The sequence below is a fragment of the Corynebacterium evansiae genome (genome assembly GCF_027570065.1).
Lineage (GTDB): Bacteria > Actinomycetota > Actinomycetes > Mycobacteriales > Mycobacteriaceae > Corynebacterium > Corynebacterium evansiae.
In genome coordinates this window covers 1-3383 of record NZ_JAKMUT010000014.1, presented here as the reverse complement: position 1 = coordinate 3383, position 3383 = coordinate 1, and the positions used below count along the sequence as shown (strand labels likewise).

At 60.2% G+C, this 3383-nt stretch carries 3 protein-coding genes; 2 read left to right on the top strand and 1 reads right to left on the bottom strand.

Features of this window, described 5'->3' with window-relative positions; genetic code table 11:
- Positions 1 to 1357: cation:proton antiporter family protein (locus L8V00_RS09885; RefSeq protein WP_269944923.1), on the top strand; the 1357-nt coding region annotated here is incomplete at its 5' end.
- Here the strand turns inward: L8V00_RS09885 and L8V00_RS09880 are convergent.
- Complete coding sequence (locus L8V00_RS09880; protein ID WP_269944922.1) at positions 1320 to 2633, bottom strand: glycosyltransferase 87 family protein; 1314 nt, start codon at positions 2631 to 2633, stop codon at positions 1320 to 1322. The two genes, L8V00_RS09885 and L8V00_RS09880, sit on opposite strands and share 38 nt — an antisense overlap.
- Positions 2634 to 2792: 159 nt before the next feature.
- Between L8V00_RS09880 and L8V00_RS09875 the strand changes: the two genes are divergently transcribed.
- Positions 2793 to 3383: ABC transporter ATP-binding protein (locus L8V00_RS09875; protein WP_269944921.1), on the top strand; the 591-nt coding region annotated here is incomplete at its 3' end.

The following is a 3383-nucleotide window of genomic DNA, read 5'->3' as shown; positions in this document are numbered from 1 at the left end:
TGCCCATGTTGTTGTGATGACGCTGATTGGCGCGGGCTTCATCACCGCCCTCGGCGCGCTTGGCGCCTTCGGCCCCACCGATTTCTCCGTGGCTGTAAACATCGCGCTGGTCTTGAGCTTCTCCAGCACCATCGTCGTCATCAAGATTCTGCAGGACCGCGGCGACGAGCAAGCCCTCTACGGCAATATCTGCATCGGCGTACTGATCATGCAGGACATTCTGGCCGTCGCGTTCATGAGCATCCTTCGGGGCGAACCGCCACGCCTGGCTTCTCTGTTGCTGGTCGCCATCGTCCCGCTGCTGGCATTGACCACCCGCCGCTGGTACAAGCTCGGCCACGGTGAACTCGGTGCCCTGTTCGGCATCGTTATGGCCCTGCTGCCGGGTTACGCGCTCTTCGAGTGGGTGGGGCTCTCCGGCAGCCTCGGAGCCCTCATCATGGGCATTGTTCTCTCCCGCTCCCCCGGCGCAGAACAACTCAGCCATTCCCTGTTCACCCTCAAGGAGCTGCTACTGGTTGGCTTCTTCGTCAACATCGGCTTCCTGGGTCTACCAAACCTGCAGAACCTCGCCGACGCTGCCCTGTTGCTCATTCTGCTGCCCGTCCAAGGCATCGCCTACTGGGCGATCTTGTGGGGACTCGGGCTGCGCAATCGCACCTCCGTTCTCGCTTCACTGTTGTTGGCGAACTACTCGGAGTTCGCACTCATTATCGCTGCTCTCGGAGTAAGTGACGGTTGGCTCAACCAGCGCTGGCTGCTTTCTCTCGTCCTCGCGGTATCCCTCAGCTTCGTCATCTCGGCGATCCTCAACCCGCAGAGTGTCTCGCGGGCAACGCGCCTGGCCAAGCGCCTTCCGACGCGCCCGCCGCACAAGATCCACCCGGAGGATCGCCCCATCGACCTCGGCGATGCCCACGCCCTGGTTCTCGGCGTGGGCCGCCTGGGGGTGTCTTGCTACAACGAACTCACCGAGGTCTACGGCACGAAGGTCTTGGGCGTGGAGCACGACCCCGCCCGAGTGCGCCACCTGCAGGAGCGCGGTTACAACGTTGTGGAGGGCGACGCCACAGATATCGACTTCTGGGAGCGCGTGAAGGACAGCCACCAGATCGACATGATCATGCTTGCCATGCCCGCCCAGCACGCCAACGTAGACGCAGTAAAGGAGATTTTTGCCTCCAACATCAATCCGGAGGAATGCACCATCAGTTCAGTGGCCATGTACCGCGAGGATGTCGAGGAACTCGAAGAACTTGGGATCAACGTTGTTGTCCACCTGCAGGACGGTGCCGGCGAATCCCTCGCCGAACGCACCTTTACAGAGAATCAGCAGCGTCGCGCTCGGTCCCAGTAGCACGGCGGTCCGTGAAATACCGGACCGCATAGTACGCCGCAGCCACCACGACGAAGGCCACGCCCAGGAAGGTGAAGGCGCCCTGCCACAGCGGGTTATCGTGAGCCACGCCCTGGCCGAAGAAACCAAGCCTGCGGGACGTGGCGTTGCTGACGAAAGGCAGGAACACCACCGTCAATACCGCCACCACTGCGAAGCTCAGGAGCTGCTCAACAACCCAGCCCAGCACTCCCTTCACCTTGTCTGAGACCGCCTGTACCAGCTGGAACCCGGCGTCCAGAAAAACGACAAAGAGCGGCACCAAGAACACCCAGTGGTGGTACCAGCTAAACGGCGAGATGATGCAGGCAACAACTCCGCCAAGGGCCATGATCATCGAGTAGTTACCGCGACGGTAGCAGCCCAGGACCACGATGCTGTACAGCGCCACGATGGCGACGACGCAGACGAGCCACAGCACCGTGTTGTCGTAACCGAGGCGGTGCAAGACTGCGCCGAGGGACTGCGCGCCGGGATTGTCCTCCCCGCCGATGCGCTGGGTTTCGAAGATCTTGGTCTGCCAGAATGACTTGGCGTCCGGGACGAACAGGAAGCCAATGACAACGGTCGCGAGGATCGTGAGGGTCATGTAAACCATTGCGCGCCAGCGCCTGCCCAGCAACAGCGGCAGGTAGAAGAAGACCGGGGTGAGTTTAATGCCGGCGGCCAGGCCGCTGAAGATGCCGCCGCCCTTGTTGCCGGTGCGCCTGCGCAGGAAATCCAGGGCAACCAAGCCCATGAGGAAGATGTTGATCTGGCCCCAGAAGAAAGTACCGAAGACCGGAGCCAGGTGGAACGATGCGACTAGTGCTGCCATGGAAACGAGGATCAGCCCCGGCGACCAGGCATAACCGCGCTCGCGGAAAACCCCGACGATCACCGCAAACAGCACCAAGGCGGTAAGGCCTAGCCAGATACTTGCCGCAACCTCAAACGGTGCAAGCGGCAGCAACCTAAAAATCACGCCAGAAAAGGGCGGATACGTAAATGGAAGGCCCCCGACGAAAGGCTGAGAATACAGCTCCTGGCCACTGTTCAGTGCCACCGCCGCGTTGTAATAGACCTTGAAATCCGTCGGCCACTTAAAGAGGTTCGTGAACCAGGAGGCGCGAACCTCTGGCAGAGTAAGCCGATACACCGCATAGGCAGCGAGAAGAGCGAACCCCATGAACGCACCAAAAGCGCCCGGCAGCCTCTTAGAGGTGCCGCGCGAACTGGTGGAAGCTATAACACTCATCTCGTTTACTTTAAAACGCAAATCGTTGCTTTTTGGTTACCACGACCAAGCAAGGAAAAAAATTTTGCAGAGCTTATGACAGCCCATGACAAACGTCACGGTGCAATTCGTGATGAACGGTATGCGCGGTCCCTACTTCGGCGAAATAGCGTAAAAACCATGAGTACAACAAAACTGGCACAGGCCATAGAAGTAAGAGGAATCAGCAAGACCTTCAAGCCACGTTCCAACCAACCGGTGCATGCGCTGAAAGACGTTAGCCTCAGCGTTCGCCCGGGCGAGATCATCGCACTGCTCGGCACCAACGGCGCGGGCAAGACCACCCTCGTGGACCTGATCCTAGGGCTCACTTCCCCGACCGCCGGCACAGTGAAAGTTATGGGCCAATCCCCCAAGCAGGCCGTATACAACCAAAACATCAGCGCACTGATGCAGACCGGTGGCCTGCTCCACGAACTGACCGTGAAGGACACGGTGGAGATGATCGCCGCTACTTTCCCCGAGCACCTGCCCCTCGACGAGGTTATCGAGCAGGCCAACCTGGAGCCCATCTACAAGCGGCGCGTAGGCAAGTGCTCCGGCGGCGAGCAGCAGCGCCTTCGCTTCGCCCTAGCAATCCTCGGCAACCCGGACATTCTCATCCTCGATGAGCCCACCGCTGGTATGGACGCCGGCGCACGCCACCGCTTCTGGGACTCCATGAAGCACCAGGCGCAGCTGGGCCGCACGATCATCTTTGCCACCCACTAC

Excerpts from the sequence above, each read along its gene's own strand:
- L8V00_RS09880 (WP_269944922.1), bottom strand. The coding sequence starts at position 2,633 with ATGAGTGTTATAGCTTCCACCAGTTCGCGCGGCACCTCTAAGAGGCTG.